Origin of the sequence: Pseudomonas sp. SMN5, assembly GCF_052041925.1 — a bacterium.
GTDB lineage: Bacteria > Pseudomonadota > Gammaproteobacteria > Pseudomonadales > Pseudomonadaceae > Aquipseudomonas.
In genome coordinates this window covers 1-19,102 of the sequence record NZ_JBKGGX010000021.1, presented here as the reverse complement: position 1 = coordinate 19,102, position 19,102 = coordinate 1, and the positions used below count along the sequence as shown (strand labels likewise).

Annotated in this window: 18 protein-coding genes; 6 read left to right on the top strand and 12 right to left on the bottom strand. The window is 63.2% G+C overall.

Annotated features, from left to right (window positions below):
- Nucleotides 1–15 precede the first annotated feature (15 nt).
- From mrdA to ACLEJR_RS19945, 5 genes are all read right to left on the bottom strand, one after another.
- A complete protein-coding gene (gene mrdA, locus ACLEJR_RS19965; RefSeq protein ID WP_440815975.1) occupies nt 16–1,911 on the bottom strand; it encodes a penicillin-binding protein 2 in 1,896 nt (631 codons plus the stop codon).
- A gap of 10 nt (nt 1,912–1,921) precedes the next feature.
- The gene (gene rlmH / locus ACLEJR_RS19960; protein ID WP_003185785.1) at nt 1,922–2,389 is read right to left on the bottom strand and encodes a 23S rRNA (pseudouridine(1915)-N(3))-methyltransferase RlmH; all 468 of its coding nucleotides are present in this window, start codon (nt 2,387–2,389) and stop codon (nt 1,922–1,924) included.
- Nucleotides 2,390–2,398: 9 nt separating this feature from the next.
- Entirely contained in the window at nt 2,399–2,824 is a 426-nt protein-coding gene (gene rsfS / locus ACLEJR_RS19955) for a ribosome silencing factor (RefSeq protein ID WP_053151789.1), read from the bottom strand.
- 72 nt (nt 2,825–2,896) lie between these two features.
- Complete coding sequence (nadD, locus tag ACLEJR_RS19950; protein WP_440799649.1) at nt 2,897–3,571, bottom strand: nicotinate-nucleotide adenylyltransferase; 675 nt, start codon at nt 3,569–3,571, stop codon at nt 2,897–2,899.
- A 28-nt stretch (nt 3,572–3,599) separates the two neighbouring features.
- Nucleotides 3,600–4,871, bottom strand: coding sequence for a glutamate-5-semialdehyde dehydrogenase (locus tag ACLEJR_RS19945; RefSeq protein ID WP_440815972.1), 1,272 nt, complete (start codon nt 4,869–4,871; stop codon nt 3,600–3,602).
- A 409-nt stretch (nt 4,872–5,280) separates the two neighbouring features.
- Here ACLEJR_RS19945 and ACLEJR_RS19940 point away from each other — a divergent pair, with 409 nt between their 5' ends.
- Both ACLEJR_RS19940 and ACLEJR_RS19935 read left to right on the top strand, forming a co-directional pair.
- A complete protein-coding gene (locus tag ACLEJR_RS19940) occupies nt 5,281–5,961 on the top strand; it encodes a DNA-3-methyladenine glycosylase (RefSeq protein WP_440799655.1) in 681 nt (226 codons plus the stop codon).
- A 291-nt stretch (nt 5,962–6,252) separates the two neighbouring features.
- Nucleotides 6,253–7,569, top strand: coding sequence for a bifunctional DedA family/phosphatase PAP2 family protein (locus ACLEJR_RS19935; protein ID WP_440815969.1), 1,317 nt, complete (start codon nt 6,253–6,255; stop codon nt 7,567–7,569).
- A 143-nt stretch (nt 7,570–7,712) separates the two neighbouring features.
- Here the strand turns inward: ACLEJR_RS19935 and ACLEJR_RS19930 are convergent, their stop codons facing one another.
- Genes ACLEJR_RS19930 through ACLEJR_RS19920 form a run of 3 tightly spaced genes read right to left on the bottom strand, consistent with a single transcriptional unit; the run spans nt 7,713 to nt 9,392 of the window.
- The gene (locus ACLEJR_RS19930; protein WP_440799661.1) at nt 7,713–8,303 is read right to left on the bottom strand and encodes an LON peptidase substrate-binding domain-containing protein; all 591 of its coding nucleotides are present in this window, start codon (nt 8,301–8,303) and stop codon (nt 7,713–7,715) included.
- A gap of 10 nt (nt 8,304–8,313) precedes the next feature.
- Nucleotides 8,314–9,030: an LrgB family protein gene (locus ACLEJR_RS19925; RefSeq protein ID WP_440799664.1), complete on the bottom strand. Its 717-nt coding sequence runs from the start codon at nt 9,028–9,030 to the stop codon at nt 8,314–8,316.
- Nucleotides 9,027–9,392 carry a CidA/LrgA family protein gene (locus ACLEJR_RS19920; protein WP_440799667.1) on the bottom strand — a complete coding sequence of 122 codons (366 nt, stop codon included), beginning with the start codon at nt 9,390–9,392 and terminating at the stop codon, nt 9,027–9,029. The genes ACLEJR_RS19925 and ACLEJR_RS19920 overlap by 4 nt, the downstream gene beginning before the upstream one ends.
- A 191-nt stretch (nt 9,393–9,583) precedes the next feature.
- Between ACLEJR_RS19920 and ACLEJR_RS19915 the strand changes: the two genes are divergently transcribed.
- The 3 genes from ACLEJR_RS19915 to ACLEJR_RS19905 all read left to right on the top strand — a co-directional run bounded on the left by ACLEJR_RS19915 (nt 9,584) and on the right by ACLEJR_RS19905 (nt 12,529).
- The gene (locus ACLEJR_RS19915) at nt 9,584–10,039 is read left to right on the top strand and encodes a MaoC family dehydratase (protein WP_440799670.1); all 456 of its coding nucleotides are present in this window, start codon (nt 9,584–9,586) and stop codon (nt 10,037–10,039) included.
- A 102-nt stretch (nt 10,040–10,141) separates the two neighbouring features.
- Nucleotides 10,142–11,860, top strand: coding sequence for a C13 family peptidase (locus ACLEJR_RS19910; RefSeq protein WP_440815966.1), 1,719 nt, complete (start codon nt 10,142–10,144; stop codon nt 11,858–11,860).
- A 27-nt stretch (nt 11,861–11,887) separates the two neighbouring features.
- Nucleotides 11,888–12,529, top strand: a complete 642-nt coding sequence (locus ACLEJR_RS19905; protein ID WP_440799676.1) for an oxidoreductase — start codon at nt 11,888–11,890, stop codon at nt 12,527–12,529.
- 225 nt (nt 12,530–12,754) lie between these two features.
- On the opposite strand, the gene ACLEJR_RS19900 is transcribed toward ACLEJR_RS19905, so the two are convergent.
- The 4 genes from ACLEJR_RS19900 to ACLEJR_RS19885 form a co-directional block, all read right to left on the bottom strand.
- Complete coding sequence (locus ACLEJR_RS19900; RefSeq protein ID WP_440815963.1) at nt 12,755–13,039, bottom strand: YceK/YidQ family lipoprotein; 285 nt, start codon at nt 13,037–13,039, stop codon at nt 12,755–12,757.
- Nucleotides 13,032–13,679, bottom strand: coding sequence for a flavin prenyltransferase UbiX (ubiX, locus tag ACLEJR_RS19895; RefSeq protein ID WP_440815960.1), 648 nt, complete (start codon nt 13,677–13,679; stop codon nt 13,032–13,034). The genes ACLEJR_RS19900 and ubiX overlap by 8 nt, the downstream gene beginning before the upstream one ends.
- Nucleotides 13,676–15,025 (bottom strand): UDP-N-acetylmuramate:L-alanyl-gamma-D-glutamyl-meso-diaminopimelate ligase, encoded by a 1,350-nt coding sequence (gene mpl, locus ACLEJR_RS19890; RefSeq protein ID WP_440815957.1) that lies wholly within the window; start codon nt 15,023–15,025, stop codon nt 13,676–13,678. The genes ubiX and mpl overlap by 4 nt, the downstream gene beginning before the upstream one ends.
- Nucleotides 15,026–15,165: 140 nt before the next feature.
- Nucleotides 15,166–17,073, bottom strand: coding sequence for a sigma-54-dependent Fis family transcriptional regulator (locus ACLEJR_RS19885; RefSeq protein WP_440815955.1), 1,908 nt, complete (start codon nt 17,071–17,073; stop codon nt 15,166–15,168).
- 460 nt (nt 17,074–17,533) lie between these two features.
- On the opposite strand from ACLEJR_RS19885, the gene exaC reads away from it, so the two are divergent.
- Nucleotides 17,534–19,054 (top strand): acetaldehyde dehydrogenase ExaC, encoded by a 1,521-nt coding sequence (gene exaC, locus ACLEJR_RS19880; protein WP_440799583.1) that lies wholly within the window; start codon nt 17,534–17,536, stop codon nt 19,052–19,054.
- The last annotated feature ends 48 nt before the right edge of the window (nt 19,055–19,102 follow it).

Here is a 19,102-nt window from a genome sequence, read left to right as displayed (position 1 = left end):
AGGATGCGGTCGAAATTATTCTTCACGGGCCGTGGCCTCCGCGGTGGTAGGGCTTGCGTACTCAGGCTTGAGCTGGCCGTGCTCATCCAGCAACCAGGCGTCCATGACCTGGCGGACCACCGGCGCGGCGACACCGGACCCCGATTCGCCGTTCTCGACCATCACCGCGACAACGATCTTCGGGTTGTCGGCCGGGGCAAATCCTACGAACAAAGCGTGGTCGCGGTGGCGTTCCTGGACCTTGGAGCGGTCGTACTTCTCGCCCTGCTTGATGGCGACGACCTGGGCGGTACCGCTCTTGCCGGCGATGCGGTAAGGCGAACCGATGGCGGCCTTGCGCGCCGTACCCCGTGCACCGTGCATCACCTGCTGCATGCCGTTGTTGACCTTCTGCCAGTCCGACGGGTTGTGCAGGATGATGTCCGGCATCGGGTTCGGGTCCACCGGCTTCTGGCCTTCGATGGTCTTGGCCAGGTGCGGGCGATACCACTTGCCCTTGCTCGCCACCAGGGCGGTGGCCTGGGCCAGTTGCAGCGGCGTTGCCTGCATGTAGCCCTGGCCGATCCCCAGGATCAGCGTTTCGCCGGGGAACCACGCCTGGCGTCGGGTCGCCCGTTTCCATTCCCGGGACGGCATCAGGCCGGGGGACTCTTCGAACATGTCCAGGGAGACTTTCTGACCGATGCCGAACTTGTTCATGTAGGACGACAACCGGTCGATCCCCAGCTTGTGGGCCAGGTCATAGAAGTAGGTGTCGTTGGAACGCATGATCGCCGTTTCCAGGTCCACATAGCCGTCGCCGGTACGGTTCCAGTTGCGGTACTTGTGGTCATAGTTGGGCAGCATGTAATAGCCAGGGTCGTAGACCCGGCTCGACGCGGTCACCACGCCAGCGTCCAACCCGGCGATTGCCACCGCCGGCTTGATGGTCGAGCCCGGTGGATAAAGGCCGCGCAGCACCCGGTTGAACAACGGCCGGTCGATGGAATCGCGCAGCTCGGCGTAGGCCTTGAAGCTGATGCCGGTGACGAACAGGTTCGGGTCGAAGCTCGGCTGACTGACCATCGCCAGCACCTCGCCGGTGGCCGGGTCCAGCGCCACCACCGCGCCACGACGCCCGCCCAAGGCAGCTTCGGCAGCCTCTTGCAGTTTGATGTCCAGGCTCAGGACGATGTCCTTGCCAGGGATCGGATCAGTGCGCTTGAGTACCCGCAACACCCGGCCACGGGCGTTGGTCTCGACTTCTTCGTAACCCACCTGACCGTGCAGCTCGGGTTCGTAGAAACGCTCGATGCCGGTCTTGCCGATGTGGTGGGTGCCGCTGTAATTGACCGGGTCGAGGGTCTTGAGCTCTTTCTCGTTGATCCGTCCCATGTAGCCGACCGAATGGGCAAAGTGCGGTCCCTGGGGATAATGCCGCACCAGCTGCGCCACCACCTCGACGCCGGGCAGGCGGAACTGGTTCACGGCGATCAGGGCGATCTGCTCTTCGGTCAGCTCGAACAGGATCGGCACCGGCTCGAACGGCCGTCGTCCCTGGCGCATGCGCTTCTCGAAAATCGCACGGTCATCGGGTGTCAGTTGCAGCACTTCGACAATCACGTCGAGCACCTTCTGCCAGTCCCCGGAGCGCTCGCGGGTCATGCTCAGGCTGAAGCTGGGCCGGTTGTCGGCCACCACCACGCCATTGCGGTCGAAAATCAGCCCGCGGGTCGGCGGAATCGGCTGCACATGCACCCGGTTGTTTTCCGACAGGGTCGAGTGGTACTCGTACTGGATCACCTGCAGGAAATACAACCGTGCGATCAGCACGCCGATCAGCGTAACCACCGTTATGGCGCCGAACACGACGCGGCTACGCACCAGGCGGGCGTCTTTTTCGTGGTCCTTGATGCGGATCGGCTGAGGCATGAGGGCAGGATTACTTGTGGTAAGGGTGCCCGGACAGGACTGTCCAGGCACGATACAGCTGTTCGCCGATCAGGATCCGCACCAGCGGGTGCGGCAGCGTCAATGGCGACAACGACCAGCGTTGGTCGGCCCGGGCACAGACTTCCGGCGCCAACCCTTCCGGGCCACCGACCATGAAATTGACCGTGCGCGAATCCAGCCGCCAGCGATCCAGTTCCACCGCCAGCTGCTCGGTGCTCCAGGGCTTGCCGTGGACTTCCAGGGTGACGATGCGCTCGTTCGGCCCGACCTTGGCCAGCATGGCTTCGCCTTCCTGGCGGATGAAGCGCGCCACGTCGGCGTTCTTGCCACGGGTATTGAGCGGAATTTCCACCAGTTCCAGGGCCAGCTCGGACGGAAGACGCTTGGCATATTCATGCCAGCCTTCTTCCACCCATTTGGGCATGCGAGAACCGACGGCGATCAGGCGCAGTCGCACAGCGGTCCCTTATTGCTGGTCTTTGTTGAGCTTGGTGAAGTGCTCATGGGTGTTTTCCGGGCTGTGGTGACGGGCATCGGCCGCACGGCTCTGCTCGGCGCCGGCCCACAGGCGCTCCAGGTCATAGAACTGGCGGGCCGAGGCGGTCATCATGTGCACGATGGCGATGTCCAGATCCAGCAGCACCCAGTCGCTGTCGCCCTTGCCTTCTTCGCCCAGCGGCTTGAGGCCTTTCTTCTTCACTTCTTCGCGGACCTTTTCCAGCATCGCGTTGATCTGGCGATTGGAGGTACCGGTGGCGATGATCATGTAGTCGGTGATGCTTTGCTTCTCGCGAACATCCAGAACCTGGATGTCCTGGGCCTTCACGTCTTCCAGGGCATCGACGATCACTTTGACCATCGGGTTCTCGATTACTGCGTCTTTGTTCGTCATATAAAACTCGTTTTGCTCATGTGTTCGGGCGCTTGGTTACACGTTGATTCGTGTCGGCAAAGCACGCCTTGTTCAGTTCGACGCACGGTACAGTCCGTGCGCATCGATGTAGGCCAGGACCGCGTCGGGCACCAGGAAACGTACCGACTTACCGCTGGCCAGCAGTTGACGGATCTGGGTGGCGGATACCGCGAGCGGCGTCTGCCAGACGAATGCAATCTGTCCGCTCGGCCCCTTGAGGGCCAGCGGGTCGCTCACCGAGCGGGCCGCCAGCAGGTTGCGCAAGGCATCCGGCGGCTCGCTGTCGGCATCCGGGCGTTGCAGCACCAGGATGTGGCAATGCTGGAGCAACTCTTCCCAGCGATGCCAAGTGGGCAGGCCGCAAAACGCGTCCCAGCCCAGAAGCAGGAAAACCTGGGCATCGGCGGCGAGCTCCGCACGCATCAGCTCCAGGGTATCGATGGAGTAGGACGGTTTGTCCCGCTGCAATTCGCGGGCATCCACCACCAGCGGCGCGACACCGGCCACCGCCCGCTCGACCATCGCCAGACGCTGCCGCGCCGACACCTGCGGCGCATTGCGATGCGGCGGCCTGGCGCTGGGCACCAGGCGCAGCTCATCGAGGCCCAGGGCGTCGGCGACTTCCAGCGCACCGCGCAAATGGCCGATGTGCACCGGGTCGAACGTGCCGCCCAGGATACCGATGCGCTTTGGCGCGGTGGTCGCCGTCACAGCGGTCTTAGTCACAGGGGCCAGTGGGTCGAGATCGCCCAAGTCAGGCCGGCTCCTGTCCGCGCAACTGGCCGTCGCCGACCACGATGTATTTCTCGCAGGTCAGGCCTTCGAGACCCACCGGGCCGCGAGCGTGCAGCTTATCAGTAGAAATGCCGATCTCGGCACCTAATCCGTATTCGAAACCGTCGGCGAAGCAGGTCGGGGTGTTGATCATCACCGAGGCCGAGTCTACTTCGGCAACGAAGCGCCGGGTTTCGCCCTGGTGCTCGCTGACAATCGAATCGGTGTGGTGCGAACCATGACGGTTGATGTGTTCGATGGCTTCATCCAGCCCATCGACCACGCGGATCGACAGGATCGGCGCCAGGTATTCGGTGTCCCAATCTTCTTCGGTGGCCGCATTCGCCTCGATGATCGACCGGGTGCGCTGGCAACCGCGCAGCTCGACGCCTTTTTCGCGGAACTGGGCGGCCACCGACGGCAAAAATTGCTGCGCAACGGCCTGGTCCACCAGCAGGGTCTCCATCGCGCCGCAGATGCCATAGCGATAGGTCTTGGCGTTGAAGGCGATGCGCTGGGCTTTCGGCAGGTCGGCGTGGGCACTGACGTAGACGTGGCAGATGCCGTCCAGGTGTTTGATCACCGGCACGCGGGCGTCACGGCTGATCCGCTCGATCAGGCCCTTGCCACCGCGGGGCACGATGACGTCGACGAACTCGGGCATGCTGATCAGTGCACCGACGGCGGCGCGGTCGGTGGTCTCCACCACTTGCACCACGGCGGCCGGCAGATCGGCCTCGGCCAGACCGCGCTGGATGCAGGCGGCAATGGCGCGGTTGGAATGAATCGCCTCGGAACCGCCGCGCAGGATGGTCGCGTTACCGGACTTCAGGCACAGGCTCGCCGCGTCGATGGTCACGTTCGGCCGCGACTCGTAGATGATCCCGACCACGCCCAGGGGCACGCGCATCTTGCCGACCTGGATGCCCGACGGCCGGTAGCTCATGTCGCGGATCGCCCCGACCGGGTCCGGCAGTGCCGCGACCTGACGCAGACCGACGATCATGCCGTCGATGCGGGCCGGAGTCAGCGCCAGACGCTCGAGCATGGCCGGCTCCAGGCCATTGGCCCGGCCGGCGGCCAGGTCCAGTTCGTTGGCGGCGGACAACTCGGCGCGAGCGGCGTCCAGCGCATTGGCGGCGGCTTGCAGGGCGCGGTTCTTCTGCGCGGTGCTGGCACGGCCGATGATGCGCGACGCCTCGCGGGCGGCGCGACCCAGGCGGGTCATGTAGTCAAGAACGGACTCAGTCATGGTCTGTGTGGTCTTGGCGGTGAGGAAAGCGGCAGATTATAGCTGTCGTAACCCTCGACTAACAGCAGCAGCGACAGTCTGGCTGTACGCGGGTGACCGATGGGGCATGAAAATGGCGTAAAGCGAGCGATTGGAGCAAAGCCGATCCCTGTGGCGAGGGAGCTTGCTCCCGCTGGGGCGCGAAGCGGCCCATTTTTTTGGGGCTGCTACGCAGCCCAGCGGGAGCAAGCTCCCTCGCCACAGCAAGCTCCCTCGCCACAGTAAAGCTCATCCTTCACAACAAGCTCTCCGGCCTTAAAGACGCGCAACCTTTTAAGAAGCCCACCAGTCATAACGGCAAGCGTTCAGCCGTGATTAAGTTTTTCATTGCTATGATCGCGCTTCCCTTGGCCTCACTCCGTTTATCGACATGACCGATCTGCCTCGACCGCCAAACGCCCTGCCCCATTCGTTCTTTGATCGCGACGCCCAAGTGCTCGCCCGGGACCTGTTGGGCAAAGTCATCCGCCATAAGGTCGGGGACCTGTGGCTGAGCGCCCGGATCATCGAGACCGAGGCGTATTACTTCGCCGAAAAAGGCAGTCACGCCTCCTTGGGCTATACGGAAAAACGTAAGGCTTTGTTTCTGGATGGCGGACACATCTATATGTACTACGCCCGGGGCGGCGATTCGCTGAACTTCAGTGCCCAGGGCCCTGGCAATGCGGTGTTGATCAAATCGGCGTATCCGTGGGTCGACACGGTTTCCGGCCCGGCGAGCCTGGCGCAGATGCTGCTGAACAACCCCGACGCCCAGGGACGCCCGCGCACACCGCAAAAGCTCTGCGCCGGCCAGACTCTGCTGTGCAAGGCCCTGGGACTGAAAGTGCCGGAATGGGACGCCAAACGCTTCGACCCCGAGCGCCTGCTGGTGGAAGATGTCGACGTGCCGACGGTCAATGTGATCCAGACCACCCGCCTGGGCATCCCATTGGGGCGGGACGAACACTTGCCCTACCGCTTCGTCGACGCCGCCTACGCCCCGTGGTGCACCCGCAACCCGCTGCGACGGGGACAGGTCGAAGGCCGTGATTATTTTTTGCTGTCCTGATAACACCGCCGCCCCTTGTGGGAGCGGGCTTGCTCGCGAATGCGTCGGATCAGCAGAATTGATAGTGGCTGACACACCACTATCGTCGGAGCGCCGCCCAGAGCAGGCTCACTCCCACAATGGATCTTGGATGACCATGGATTTTCATTCACCTGCGAACCCTGTGGGAGCGAGCCTGCTCGCGATGGCGTCGGAACAGTAGAATCAGATGATAACTGGCACACCGCCATCGTCGGATCGCTCCCACCTGGCGCCTGGCGTAGCCGATGAATATTCAATGGAGTTGTCTTTATGGGCCCATGGCTCGATAGCATCACCGGTTGGTTGACCGTCAATCCGCAATGGCTGGCGGTGGCGGTGTTCATTGTCGCGTGCGTGGAGTGCCTGGCTATTGCCGGGTTGATCGTGCCGGGCACTGTGCTGTTGTTTGCCATAGCGGTGCTGGCCGGCAGTGGCGCGTTGTCTCTGGGCGAGACACTGCTGCTGGGCTTGCTCGGGGGCTTGCTCGGGGACGGGGTGTCGTACTTTCTGGGGCGGCACTTCCACCAGAACATCCGGCGCCTGCCGGGGCTGCGGCATCATCCGGAATGGATGAGTGCAGCGGAAAACTATTTCCAGCGCTACGGCATCGCCAGCCTGCTGGTGGGGCGTTTTATCGGCCCACTGCGGCCGATGTTGCCGATGGTCGCCGGGATGTGCGACATGCCGTTCCCGCGCTTTGCCGCTGTCAGCGTGCTGGCCGCGTCAGGCTGGACCGTGGCGTACCTGCTGCCGGGCTGGGCCACGGGGGCGGCGTTCCGCCTGCCGCTGCCCGAGGGTTTCTGGCCCCAGGCCGGTATCGTCATCGGCAGCATCGCGGTGATGATCGGGCTGAGCGTCAACAGCAGCATGCGCCGGCACCGGCACGCCGCCGCGTACATTGCCGGGCTGGGCCTGGTGATCCTGATCGGCCTGTTCCTCGGGTTTGGCTACCTGAGCGCCTTCGACCAAGGCCTGATGACCCTGGTCCAGGAACATCGCACCCCGGCGCTGGACGAAATCGCCGTGACCTTCACCCTGATCGGCGAATTCCGCAACATGCTGATCTTCAGCAGCCTGCTCACCGCTCTGCTGTTGCTGGCCCGCCAGTGGCGGCAGGCGATCTTCGCCGGGGGCACGATGTTGCTTACCTCCCTGGCTAACACCGGCAGCAAACACTTCTTCGCCCGCGTACGCCCGGAGATCCTCACCGACCCGCTGACCAGCTACAGCATGCCCAGCGGCCATGCTTCAGGCGCATTCGCGCTGTTCCTGAGCCTGGCCATCCTGGCCGGACGCGGACAACCGCCCCGCCTGCGCCTGACCTGGCTGTTGCTGGGTTGCCTGCCGGCCTTGGCGATTGCGCTGTCGCGGGTGTACCTGGGGGCGCATTGGCCGAGCGATGTAGTCGCCGGTGCCATGCTCGCCGCCTGCGTCTGCGCCGCCATGCTGTGGCTGAGCCAGCGCCCGGCCCCACTGCCGGCCATGCCGCCGAAAATCTGGTGGCTGATCCTGCCGGCGCTGGTAGCGGCGTTCAGTTTCTTTGCGTTGCGGCATTTGCCGCATGGGATGTTGAGGTATGCCTATTGAACACGGACTCATAAACACTGAAGCCCCCCTGTGGGAGCGAGCCTGCTCGCGATAACGCCTGCACAGTCAACATCACCGTCAACTGACACACCGCCATCGCGAGCAGGCTCGCTCCCACAGGGTCCAGCGGTTGCCCAGCGGTTTCAGGCAAACAACTCGCCCTGCAACTCATCGAGCAACGCCTGGATCGCATCCAGCCGCTGCTGCGGATCATCCAGTTGCAGCAGGTCGATCTTGTCCAGCTCATTGAACGGCAGCAGGTAAGCCAACTGATTGGCCAGCGACTGCTGCCCAGTCGCCTCGGTGCCCATGTTCAAGGCTTCGACCATCGGATGTTCGGCCAGGGCCTTGAGCAGCGCCACCAGATCGGCATCCTCATCCTGTAGCGGCTGCTCCGGCTCTTCTTCCAGCCATTGCACTTCGGCGACGGTCAGTTGGTCTGCCTGGACGCTGCTGCTGTGCACCAGAAACCGCCGCCCGCCCTGCACCCGAATGCCCAGGAGGCCGTTGTCCTGCTGGGAAAAGTCAGTGATCAGCGCCTCACAGCCGACCCGCGCATAGCCGTCCGGCGCGATGCCGACTTCCTCGCCATCGAGAATGCAGACCACACCGAAGCCTTCGCCCTTTTTCATGCAGCGCCCGATCATGTCGAGGTAACGCGCCTCGAAAATCTGCAGATCCAGGATGCAACCGGGGAACAACACGGTGTTCAACGGGAAAAGCGGCAAACTCATAACCAGTTCCTTAAACGGTCATCGACACCACCAACGGCAGCAACACCGCCGTGGCCACGCCCATCAGACTCATCGCCAGCGCCGCAAACGCACCGGACTCTTCACTTTCCTGCAACGCCACGGACGTGCCCACGGCGTGGGCCGTGAGTCCCAGCGCCATGCCCCGAGCTTCGGGACTGTGGACCCCCAACCGATTCAGGATGCCCGGCCCGAAAATCGCCCCAAGCACACCCGTGATCAACACGAACACCGCGGCCATGGCCGCCACGCCGCCGATCTGCTCGGCCACCAGCATGGCGATCGGCGAGGTCACGGACTTCGGCGCCATGGTCATCAGAATCATGTGGTCGGCGCCAAACGCCCAGCCCAGGACCACCGCCGAGCCCGTGGCAAACACCCCGCCTATCACCAGCGTAGTAAAAATCGGCCAGAACAATTGCCGGATCCGCCGCAGGTTCAGGTACAGCGGCACCGCCAGGGCGACCGTGGCCGGGCCCAGGAGAATACTGAGGATCTCGGTGCTCTTGCGGTATTCCGCGTAGCTGATGCCGCAACTGACCAGCACGCCGATCAACAGCACCATCGACATCAGCACCGGTTGCAGGAACACCCAGCGGGTCTTTTCGAACGCCGCCAGCACCACCTGATAAGCGCCCAGGGTAATCCCGATGCCGAACAGCGGATGATGGATCACCGAGGCCCAGGCGCCCTGCCAGTCAAACATCATGGCGCGTCCTCCGCTGCCGGGGCATGGCGCCGAGCCAGGCGCTGCATCAACACGCCGGTGAAGGCCATGGACAGCACCAGCGACAGCACCAGCGCGCCGACGATGGCCCAGAAGTCAGCGGCAATCGCCCGCGCATAGACCATCACCCCAACCGCCGGCGGCACCAGCAACAACGGCAAGTAACGCAGCAGGCTGCCGGCGGCCAGGCTCAGCGGCTCGGCGACTTCGCCGCGAATGATCAGGTAACCCAGCAACAACAGCAGGCCGACGATGGGCCCGGGCAACACCGGCAGGAACAAATGATTGATCGCAGTGCCCAGCAATTGGAACAACACCAGCCAGGTCAGGCCCCGTAGCAACATCCGTTCTCCCCCCGCAACAGCTGTTCATTGAATGCGCCCGCATTATAAGCACGCCCGCGCTATGGTTCGGCATTCGTAAAAAGCATGGTCGATGACCTTCGTTGTCCGCCATGTTGATCTACAGTGGTTCTCCGGAGGCCGAGGCCGCCGTTCCCAAAAAAAATAAAACCGATGAACCAAGGAGAGTCTCAATGCCCTATGTTCCCGTTGCAGAGCTCAAAGATTATGTCGGCAAGGAACTTGGACGTTCCGAATGGCTGACCATCGACCAGGACCGCATCAACCTGTTCGCCGAAGCCACAGGCGACTTTCAGTTCATCCACGTCGATCCGGTCAAGGCCGCGCAGACACCCTTCGGCAGCACCATCGCCCACGGGTTCCTGTCGCTGTCGCTGATGCCCAAGCTGATGGAAGACATCCTGATCCTGCCCGAGGGCGTGAAGATGGTGGTCAACTACGGGCTGGACAGCGTGCGCTTCATCCAGCCGGTGAAGGTCGACTCCAAAGTCCGGCTCAAGGTAGACCTGGTGGACGTCACCGAGAAAAAGCCCGGCCAATGGCTGCTCAAGGCCACCGCCACGCTGGAAATCGAAGGCTCGGAAAAACCGGCCTACATCGCCGAGCCGCTGTCGCTCTGCTTCGTGTAAACCTGGGCGGAAGCGAAGCCGCTCAGGCAGTTTCGCACCGCTTCTCTATATCCAGGAGGCTCGGCTGCGGCATACTCGTGGCCTGATTACCTGGATCCCGTTATGCGCTTACTCGTCCCCTTGACCCTGACCCTGTTGCTCACTGCCTGCGGCGACGGTGAATCACCGCTGCCTCCCGACGCGCGCCTGCCCGACGGCGGACGCTATCGCGGTGACCTGGTGGACGGCTTGCTGCAAGGCCAGGGGCGCATCGATTACCCTAATGGCAGCTGGTACGCCGGGCAGTTCGACAAGGGCCAGTGGCACGGCACCGGGGAATGGCATGGCAGCAATGGCGAGGTCTATCGCGGCCAGTTCCAGCATGGCCTGTTCCACGGCCAGGGCAGCCTGACCACGCCGACCAGCAGCTACACCGGCGGTTTCAAGCAAGGCCGGCGCGACGGCGAAGGCACGCTCAAGGAAAACGGCGTGACCTACCGTGGTGAATTCAAGGCCGACCGCTACTCGGGGCTCGGACGCCTGGAGCTTGCCGACGGCAGCCAATACCAAGGCCCATTCGTCAACGGCAAGCCCAACGGCGAGGGCCAGCGCTTCGATGCCGCCGGCAACCAGTTCACCGGGCATTTTGTCGATGGACAACTGCAGGGCAAGGGTACCTTCAACAGTGCCGAGGGCGACGTCTACGTCGGCGGCTTCAAGGACAATCAGCTCAACGGGCGCGGTCGCTACGAAAATGCCGACGGCGATGTCTGGATCGGCCAGTTCAAGGACGGCGCACTCACCGGCAAGGGCGAGCTGACCGGTGCCGATGGCAGCCATTACATCGGCCATTTCAATGAATGGCGCTTCACTGGCCAGGGTCGTCTGAACCTGCCTGACGGCAGTTTCTATGTCGGCAGCTTCGAAAACGACGCCTACAACGGGCGCGGAACCCTGGTGCTGACCGACGGCACCGTGCAGGACGGCACTTGGGCCAACGGCCAACGGGTGCGCGACGCAAATGGCCGGCTGTTGCCGGACGTGCTGGAACTCGGCCTGCTGGCCCAGGGCCGGCTGCTGGACGAAGCCCTCGCCAATATCCCGGCCTCAACGCCTGCCGTGGAACTGTACAGCCTGACCCTGGGCGGCGACGGCAAGCAGAGCGTGTTCCTGCGCGAATCCGACTATGTCGCCAACATGCTCGCCAGCCGCTTCGGCGCATTCGGGCAGATCCGCCTGGTGAACCACCGCGATCACCTCGGCGACCGGCCCATGGCCAGCCGGGAAACCCTGCGCCGAGCCATCGCCACCCTGGCCGAACGCAGCGGTCCGGAAGACCTGGTGTTCATCTACCTGACCAGCCATGGCACCAGCGAGCACGAACTGGTGCTCGACCAGCCGCGCATGGAACTGGCCGACCTGCCCGCCGATGAACTGGCTGCGGTCCTGGCACCGCTGAAGAACCGCGACAAGATCGTGGTGATCTCGGCGTGCTACTCCGGTGGTTTCATCCCGGCGCTCAAGGATGAACGCACGATGATCATGACCGCCTCGCGGGCCGACCGGGTGTCCTTCGGTTGCTCCGAAGAAGCCAACTTCACCTACTTCGGCGACGCCCTGTTTGCCCAGGCGCTGAACCAGACCGACGATTTGGAGCAGGCCTTCAAGCGCGCCAAGGCCACCGTGGCCGAGCGGGAGCAGGCGGATAATTTCGAAGCCTCCGAACCGCAGATCTGGGCCCCTCGGACGGTGGTTTCCCACTGGCAGTTGCTGCGCAAGCAGCAGGCCCGCAAAGCATTACAAAGCACTGCATTGAACGACGAGGCCATAAAGAGCAACTAAGCTGAACTGTATCAAGGGGGAAACACTATGTACTTGACGCCTCAGCATGTTTTGCTCGCCGGTGCGACCGGGCTGACCGGGGAACATCTGCTGGATCGGCTGCTCAACGAGCCGACCATCACCCGGGTCCTGGCACCTTCACGCCGACCATTGGCCGAACACCCGCGCCTGGAAAATCCGGTTGGGGAACCGGCTCAGGTTTTGCCGCAACTCAGTGGTCAGGTGGATATCGCCTTCTGCTGCCTGGGAACGACCATCAAGAAGGCCGGCTCCGAACAAGCCTTTCGCGCCGTGGACCTGGAGCTGGTCGTGGCCTTTGCCAAGCGCGCCCGGGAGCTGGGGGCGCGGCACCTGATCGCCATCAGCGCCCTTGGGGCGGACGCGCAGTCGTCGATCTTCTACAACCGGGTCAAGGGTGAGATGGAGGCGGCGCTGAAAAGCCAGGACTGGCCGCAACTGACCCTCTGCCGCCCTTCCCTGCTGCTGGGCGAACGCGTCGAACCGCGCCTGGCCGAGCAATTGGCCGGGCCGCTGTCGAAACTGATCCCGGGCAAATACCACGGCATCGAAGCCTGCCAACTGGCCCGCGCCATGTGGCGCCTGGCGCTGGAGGAGCAGGACGGGGTGCGGGTGGTGGAGTCGGATGAGTTGCGTAAGTTGGGTAAGTGATTCTGTAGTGCCTGACAGGACGCCACTACCCAACCTCAGCCAAACACAGCCCCTTTGTGGCGAGGGAGCTTGCTCCCGCCGGGACGGTCCGACGCCTCGGGCGAAGCGGCCCCAGGATCCTTTGTTGAGCCCGGAACGCGACTGCTGCGCAGTCGAGCGGGAGCAAGCTCCCTCGCCACATGATGCTCATTACACCCCAAGTCCAAAGCAATCGCGCAGGCTCAGTTACATCCCACCCGTCGCCTGAAACCCAACCCCCATCGCCGTAAACAACGACAACGGCAACAACAAGGTGTCGAGCAATGCACTGCCGGGCAGATCAACCCCAGGATAGCTCGGGGCCTCGGCGCCGAAGCGGTCCTTGGCGCAGCAGCCGCCATTGAGGGCGTAGAGGTCAAGGCGCGTCCCGGCGTACACCACCGGCGCGCCAGGCTTGGCGGCGTCGAGGGTGCGGGCGGTGGCGCAGCCGGTCAGTTGCAGCGCCAGCAGTACCATCAGCAGCTTATTCATCGCTGCTCAAATGATGCTCGCCCCAGCGCGGCAGCATGTCCTGGGGGATGCTCAGCAGATTGAGAATCCGCGCCACCACAAAATCGATCAGGTCATCGATGGTCTGCGGCTGGTGATAAAACCCCGGCGACGCCGGCAGGATGGTCACGCCCATGTTCGACAGCTTGAGCATGTGCTCCAGATGAATGCTCGAATACGGCGCTTCCCGCGGCACCAGGATCAACTGCCGGCGCTCCTTGAGCGTGACGTCCGCCGCCCGTTCGATCAGGTTGTTGCAGGCCCCGGTGGCAATCGCCGACAGCGTGCCGGTGGAACACGGCACCACCACCATCGCCGCCGGCGCGCCGGAGCCCGAGGCCACGGGCGACATCCAGTCTTCCTTGCCGTACACCCGGATCTGCCCTGCTGCCGCTCCCGTGTACTCGGTAAGGAACGCCTGCATCATCTGGGTCTTGGGCGGCAGGGTGACGTCGGTTTCCGTCGCCATCACCAGTTGCGCTGCCTTGGAAATCAGGAAGTGCACCTCGCGGTCTTCCCGGACCAGGCAATCGAGCAGGCGCAAGCCGTACTGGGCGCCGGACGCCCCGGTCATCGCCAGGGTGATGCGTTCGGGGCCATTGCTCTCCAAACGAGTGTTCATTTCAGCGCCTCGGCCAACTTGCCGTGCAGGCCGCCGAAGCCGCCGTTGCTCATGATCACCACATGGGTGCCGGGCTGGGCCTGGCTCTTCACGCGCTCGATGATGCCTTCCAACGAATCGCTGACAATCGCTGGCACACTGCACAGCGCGGCAGTCGCGCCCAGGTCCCAGCCGAGGTTGGCCGGTGCGTACCAGATCACTTGATCGGCATCCACCACGCTTTCCGGCAGACCGTCACGGTGGGCACCCAGTTTCATGGAATTGGAACGCGGCTCGATGATGGCAATCAGCGGCGCGTCGCCGATGCGCTTGCGCAAACCGTCGAGGGTGGTGGCGATGGCGGTCGGGTGGTGGGCGAAGTCGTCATAGATGGTGATGCCGCGCACTTCGGCGACTTTCTCCATGCGACGCTTGACGCTCTTGAACGCGCTCAACGCGGCGATGCCCATGGACGGCACGACGCCGACATGCCGGGCCGCCGCCAGGGTTGCCAGGGCGTTGGCGACGTTATGCTGGCCGGTCAGTTCCCATTCGACTACGCCTTGGGACACGCCCTCGAACATCACCTCGAACTGCGAACCGTCGTCCTTGAGCAGTTTCACCTGCCATTGCCCACCGGCGCCGGTGGTCTGCACCGGGGTCCAGCAGCCCATCTCGATCACCCGCTGCAAAGCCGGTTCGGTGGTCGGATGGATCACCAGGCCTTCGCTTGGGATCGTGCGGACAAGGTGGTGGAATTGCCGTTCGATGGCCGGTAGATCCGGAAAGATGTCGGCGTGATCATATTCCAGGTTGTTGAGGATCGCCGTGCGTGGGCGGTAATGGACGAATTTCGAGCGTTTGTCGAAAAACGCGCTGTCGTATTCGTCGGCCTCGATCACAAAAAACGGCGTGCCCCCCAGGCGCGCCGACACCGAGAAGTTCTGCGGCACACCGCCGATCAAGAAGCCCGGGCTCATGCCGGCGTGTTCCAGCACCCAGGCGAGCATGCTGCTGGTGGTCGTCTTGCCGTGGGTACCGGCCACGGCCAGGACCCAACGGCCCTGCAACACGTGGTCAGCCAGCCACTGCGGCCCGGACACATAGGGCAGCCCCTTGTTCAGTACGTACTCCACCGCCGGGTTGCCGCGGGACATGGCGTTACCGATGACCACCAGGTCCGGCGCCGGATCCAGCTGCGCCGGGTCATAGCCCTGGGTCAGCTCGATGCCTTGGGCCTCCAGCTGCGTGCTCATCGGCGGGTAGACGTTGGCGTCGGACCCGGTCACATGATGGCCCAGCTCCTTGGCCAGAACCGCCATCGAACCCATGAAAGTGCCGCAAATACCGAGAATATGGATGTGCATAGTCGACCTCGTAAAACATGGCCGCAGGTTAGCGTAGGGAGGGGGAAATCGCACCCTTTGTATTCGGAGTTGCCTGCTGTTCACAGGCAATGGATACCACCGCTCCCACAGGGGTTCTTTAGCGATCTGGGGATCGATGCTCAGCGAGCAATCCCATGCTTGCGCAACTTTCTATACAGCGTGTTACGGCTGATACCCAACTGCTCCGCCGTGTTGGTCATATGCCAGCGCGTCTGCTCCAGCGCATCGAGCAGCGCCAGCCGTTCGGCGTTTTCCAGTGGATGCTCCGGTGGCGGGGTGTCCTGCACCTGTGGCCGTGCCTGGCGAATCATCGCCGGCAGGTCTTCCACCCCAATCCGCCCGTCCTCACATAACGCGGCGAGGGTGCGCAGGACATTGCGCATCTGCCGCACGTTGCCCGGCCAGTCGAACGCCAGGAGCGCCCGACGCGCCGACTCGTCAATGCACACCGCCTCGGTACCGCGCTCTTCGGCCAGCAGAAAATCCAGCAACTGCGATTTGTCGCTACGCTCGCGCAACGCCGGCAATGGGATTTCCAGGCCGTTGAGCCGGTAGTACAGGTCTTCACGGAAGCTGCCGTCCTGCACCCGTTCAAGCAATTGCCGGTGCGTGGCGCTGATGATGCGCACATTCACCGTCTCGGGTTCACCGCCGATAGGCACCACCTGACGGTCTTCCAGCACCCGCAGTAAACGAGTCTGCAAGGCCAGGGGCATGTCGCCGATCTCATCGAGGAACAGCGTTCCGCCATCGGCCTGTTGCAGCTTGCCGCGCATGCCCTCCTTTCGGGCGCCGGTGAAACTGCCGCCGCGATAGCCGAACAACTCGCTCTCGATCAGGCTCTCCGGAATGGCCGCGCAGTTCAAGGCCACGAAGTGCTTGTCGGCGCGCTGGCTGGCCTGATGCACGGCCTTGGCGAAGGCTTCCTTGCCGGAGCCGGTCTCGCCGTGGATCAACAACGGGACATCGCGCTCGAACACCCGCAGTGCCTTGCGAAAATGCTCCTGCAACACCGCGTCCCCCAGGCAGATGCCCGGCAGTCGCGCTGGTTCAGTGACCTTGAGTGCTGGCATGAGCGGGATCGGGACGCTGCGCGGCTGCCCGCGCACCAGGGCGAACAGGTTCCGCCCGTCACGGGTGCGCAACGGCCAACTGGCGCTGGCCTGGGCACTGGCGCGGCCCAGCAGTTCGTCCAGCGAACAATCGAAGAACCCTTCCACCGATTGGCCCAGCAAGCCGCCGCGAATGTGCCCGAGCAGATTCAGCGCGCTCTGGTTGACGGCGCTGATCCGCCCTTCGCCGTCGAACGCCAGCAACCCTTCGCTGAACAAGCCCACGGACTCGGCTTGCAGGTGAAAGCGCAGCAGCCATTGATTGTCGAAACAGCGTAGGAAATAGCAGCTCTCGATCATCTTCGCCGAGAGATTGACCAGGGCCATGGTATGGAACTGGCTCTGGCGCGACACATCGGGCCGGGCCGAGGACACATCGAGCACTGCGAGCAGCTCGCCATGGGGATCGAACACCGGGCTCGCCGAGCAGGTCAGGCCGGTGTGTCGGCCGCGAAAGTGTTCTTCCTGGTGGATGGTCAGGGCCTGGCGCTCCACCAGGCAGGTGCCGATGCCGTTGGTGCCTTCGCAGGCTTCGCTCCAGTCGGCGCCGAGCCAGAGCCCGGCGCGTTCGAAAATCTTGCGTTCGCTAGGGGCAGTGACGCAATTGAGGATCACGCCACGGGCATCGGTGAGCAACACTGCGTGGCCGGCCCCGGAGAGTTGCTGGTGCAGGCTGTTCATTTCATTGCCGGCGATGTGCAACACCTGTTGCAAACGCTCGCGGCTTTCCAGCACCCGGCCATGTTCCAGCACCGTCGGTGCCAGGTTCTGCGCCGGGTCGAGGTGATAGTCCTCCAGGCAACGCAACCAGGAACGGGCTATCGACGGATCGCTGCCAGGGCCTTGCAGATGCGCCTTGCCCTGGGTGACCGTCAGGACCTGCTGGGCGTGACGGCTCAAATGGTTGCTGTGCATTTTTTATTATTCTCCCGAAGGATGCAGCTTCACTGGAGCGACGGTACAACTGTGGCGAACACCGAACCCGTGGCGAGGGAGCTTGCTCCCGCTGGGCTGCGAAGCAGACCCAAAAGATTTCACATCAAACCGAATGCGACTGCTGCGCAGTCGAGCGGGAGCAAGCTCCCTCGCCACAAAAGCTATCTCGCCCAAGCGCCCTGTGGCCCAGCATCCTCCAGCAACCCGCGCAATGCAATGCTGGCGCGACCCGTCAGTCAGCCGTTGTCTCAGCGATGGCACAAATTGTCACCCCGCCTGTATCGCAATCGTCACGCAGTGCTTCCGTCTGTCCGACGGATTAGTTCTAAAGTCTTGATTTACGGGCCCTGCAAGGCAATGGCCCAACCTTTGCTCTAGGCTTGATACCAGCGCGAAAGGCGCGGCTCCCTAATAAGCACAAAAGCCAAGGAGACTCATCATGCGTTACGCTCACCCAGGTACCGAAGGCGCCATCGTTTCGTTCAAGAGCAAATACGGTAACTACATCGGCGGCGAGTTCGTCGCGCCGGTCAAAGGTCAGTACTTCACCAATACCTCCCCGGTGAACGGCCAACCCATTGCCGAATTCCCGCGCTCCACGGCCGAAGACATCGACAAAGCCCTGGACGCCGCCCACGCCGCCGCTGATGCCTGGGGCGCCACCTCGGCCCAGGCCCGCTCACTGATCCTGCTGAAAATCGCCGACCGCATCGAGCAGAACCTCGAAACCCTGGCGATCACCGAATCCTGGGACAACGGCAAGGCCGTGCGCGAAACCCTCAATGCCGACATCCCCCTGGCCGCCGACCACTTCCGCTACTTCGCCGGTTGCCTGCGGGCCCAGGAAGGCGCGGCTGCCGAGATCGACGGCAACACCGTGGCCTATCACATTCATGAACCGCTGGGCGTGGTCGGGCAGATCATCCCGTGGAACTTCCCGTTGCTGATGGCCGCCTGGAAACTCGCCCCGGCCCTGGCCGCCGGCAACTGCGTGGTGCTCAAGCCTGCCGAGCAAACCCCGCTGGGCATCAGTGTGCTGATGGAATTGATCGGCGACCTGCTGCCACCGGGCGTGCTGAACGTGGTGCAAGGTTTCGGCAAAGAAGCCGGCGAGGCCCTGGCCACCAGCAAGCGCATCGCCAAGATTGCCTTCACCGGTTCCACCCCGGTGGGCTCGCACATCATGAAATGTGCCGCCGAGAACATCATTCCGTCCACCGTGGAACTGGGCGGCAAGTCGCCAAACATCTTCTTCGAAGACATCATGCAGGCCGAGCCGAGCTTCATCGAAAAAGCCGCCGAAGGCCTGGTCCTGGCGTTCTTCAACCAGGGTGAAGTCTGCACCTGCCCGTCCCGCGCCCTGGTGCAGGAATCGATCTACGACGAATTCATGCAAGTAGTCATGAAAAAGATCGAGCAGATCAAACGCGGCGACCCGCTGGACACCGACACCATGGTTGGCGCCCAGGCGTCCGAGCAGCAATTCGACAAGATCCTTTCGTACCTGGAAATCGCCAAGGGCGAAGGCGCGCAGCTGCTGACCGGCGGCGCGGTTGAAAAACTCGAGGGCAACCTGGCCAGCGGTTACTACATCCAGCCGACCCTGCTCAAGGGCACCAACAAAATGCGCGTGTTCCAGGAAGAAATCTTCGGCCCGGTGGTGAGCATCACCACCTTCAAGGACGAAGCCGAAGCCCTGGCAATCGCCAACGACACCGAGTTCGGCCTCGGCGCCGGCCTCTGGACGCGCGACATCAACCGCGCCTACCGCATGGGCCGGGCGATCAAGGCCGGCCGCGTGTGGACCAACTGCTACCACCTCTACCCGGCCCATGCCGCGTTCGGTGGCTACAAGAAGTCCGGCGTTGGCCGCGAAACCCACAAGATGATGCTCGATCATTATCAGCAGACCAAGAATCTGCTGGTGAGCTACGACATTAATCCGTTGGGCTTCTTCTAAGCCTTGGGGCGATGCAGGTCATCCTGCGTCGCCCTTTGGATAGCTATC